Origin of the sequence: Phormidesmis priestleyi ULC007 (assembly GCF_003003695.1) — a bacterium.
Lineage (GTDB): Bacteria > Cyanobacteriota > Cyanobacteriia > Leptolyngbyales > Leptolyngbyaceae > Phormidesmis_A > Phormidesmis_A priestleyi_A.
Genome location: NZ_PVWG01000100.1, coordinates 1 through 2,542 on the forward strand (window position 1 = coordinate 1; position 2,542 = coordinate 2,542).

Annotated in this window: 1 protein-coding gene; it reads right to left on the minus strand. The window is 49.3% G+C overall.

Annotated elements, in window-relative coordinates; all coding sequences use genetic code 11:
- Positions 1–345 precede the first annotated feature (345 nt).
- Positions 346–1,857 (minus strand): group II intron reverse transcriptase/maturase, encoded by a 1,512-nt coding sequence (locus tag C7B65_RS26730; protein WP_073075351.1) that lies wholly within the window; start codon positions 1,855–1,857, stop codon positions 346–348.
- Positions 1,858–2,542 lie beyond the last annotated feature (685 nt).

Genomic DNA, 2,542 nt, shown 5'->3' on the forward strand with positions numbered 1-2,542 from the left:
TTGACACTCCCCAGCCCTAAAGGGACGGGGATTCTTGGCTCAACGAAACCACTTAACCTAGAGTCCTTGCGTCGTCAGGGCCAGAGGTGGGATTCTCCCCAAGCGTTAATTCGGGTATGCCCTACCCTAGTTGCTTTCCAGCAAGTCCTGTTTAGCTCTGAAGCAGATATGCCTCAAAAAACTGATTCGTCTAGTCCCTATGAATCTTTTACCTACTGCTAGGAGGAAGCTAGAACAATGCAGTAGAACCGCATAGATTGTTGGAGTCGAGGAGAGATATTATTCCCTGCCCCTCTCCGTTCAATCTGGGCGTGCAGGTTTCCCAGCACCCAGCTTTCGACGTTCTCACCTTGCAGTTTTGCCCATGTGGATTAGGTCGTGGCAGCTTTCGTGGGTTGCTAGAAGATTGTTGGTCTTCCAGTTCGAGTGGTTGCCGTCTACGTGGTGTAGATGGACTTTCTCGTCACTTAGCAGCTTTAAGCCACAATATCCGCACGTATGGTTTTGCCGTTTGAGGGCTTTAGAGGTATTGCCATCATAGAGCTTGCTGTTACGTTCGCTCCAGTAGGCTAGGTCGCCGTCGAAGGGAGATTTGTCTCTCTTGACATTGATGTGTCTGTTTTCGGAGTAAGGAACGGTTGGAAATGCCTGTTCCAGTAATTTCTTACTGGTATGGCGATTCTGTTTGGATTCCTTGTTGAACACCTTGAATGCTCTGTTTTGAATGTGATACAGCGAAAAGCGCGACCCTTCCATTTTGCAGTAGCGGTGGTAGTTCCTCCAGCCTCTAACTACGGGGGCGAGTTGTTTCGCTTTGACCGTAGCGCCATTATTCGAGCTATTGACGATGCGCTTTACTTTCTGACGGAATGTTTTGAAGTTATCCACCGAAGGGATGCATCGAAACTTTCCGTTCGTTTGCACTTTGAAGTGCCACCCTAAGAAATCAAACCCATCGGTCGCGGCGGTTAGCTTTGTTTTCTGTTCACTGACCTTCATTCCTCTTTCAGCAAGGAACTGGCTGATCTCGTCAAGTATTGCGGTAGCGTCGTCTTTAGGTTTGAGGATGATCACCATGTCGTCCGCGTATCGGACGGATGGATGAATTGCCTCGATTCCATTCAACGCAACGTTCGCTAATAACGGACTCGCCACACCTCCTTGCGGAGTTCCCTGTTCGGGAAATTCCGGATTAACTCCTGCTTTTAGACAGCGAAAGATTCCTGTCTTGATCCCTTGCGGGGCAATGAGTCGCTCCATGATAGATTTGTGGCTAATCCGGTCGAAGCACTTTTCGATGTCGAGTTCGATGACCCGTTTCTCTTTTCCGCCGTGGATGGATTGCAGGTTGAGAAATAGGATTTTCTGCGCGTCGTGCGCTGAACGCCCTGTCCTGAACCCGTAGCTTCTGGCGTGAAAAGTTGCTTCGTGTGCTGGTTCTAGTGCGTATTTAACCAGGCATTGCCATGCCCGATCCGCAATAGTCGGAACTTTGAGGAGGCGCGTTTTCCCATCCTTTTTGGGAATTGGGATTTCGCGTAACTTCTGGTGATGCCAGTTGTTAGAATGACGGCTGAGTTCTTCACTCAGATTCAGTCTCTCTTTGAGAGTCAGAGAGGCTTTACCGTCTACCCCTGCGGTCTTTTTTCCAGCGTTTAGCTGCGTGACTTGTCGAATTGCCAGCATTCTTGCAGCGAAGGATCTCAGAATCAGCTTTTGGAGCAACTGGGCTTTGCGCCTGTCGTTAGCTTGAATCGCTTTGTACACTCGCTGTTGTAGGCGGAAAAGACTGCGCCGGAATTGCTTCCAGGGTAGATTCTTCCAAGATTCACTCGCATTGCTGCTGTGTCTAATCATGCTCTGCTCCAGGTTGTGTCTTCTGAACGCCTCGCGACAATTACGCCGCGTCCTACCCGGATTGAGGGAGTTCTGCTGCTCGTCTAGCCTACTTGGGGTTCGACCTCCCCTAGACCCTCAATTCGTTTTTACTCGTTCCCTTGATTTGATTGTGATGTTCCGTTAGGTGGAACCAATTCAACCACTGGATTCCCTGGACTCTTACCGATATCCAACTCGAAAATTCGGCGGGAATTTATGCTCCAGTAAAGTCGGGGGTTTTATGTTGTGCCACCGCTTCCTTGTAGGTCGCTTTTCTAGGTTCTGTTTTCACCGTGGGAACTCCCCATTAGCACCAGTGTCACCTCACAACAGATGTCTGATTGTGCCCTGTTCCCAGCTTCACTCTGTAGAATTCGAGTCTACTCGGTGTGGGCAGATTGGGAGTTAAGCCTGAGTCTGGCTAGTGGGACTTTCACCCACATCAAATCGAGAGTTCAACCGTAATGGTTGGTGTGGTTATTGATTCGCCACACAACGAATCGCACCAATTGTCAAGGTTCAGCGTTCTGCCTTTCGACGACAAGGTTTTTTAAGTGGTTGATTACCTTGTCCACTAATGCAAATGTACGACAAAAAGGGGGATGATTTTGTGAAGATTTCTAGAAGTGTCGGACTCTGCCGCCTAACAGCGGCGCGGGAACCC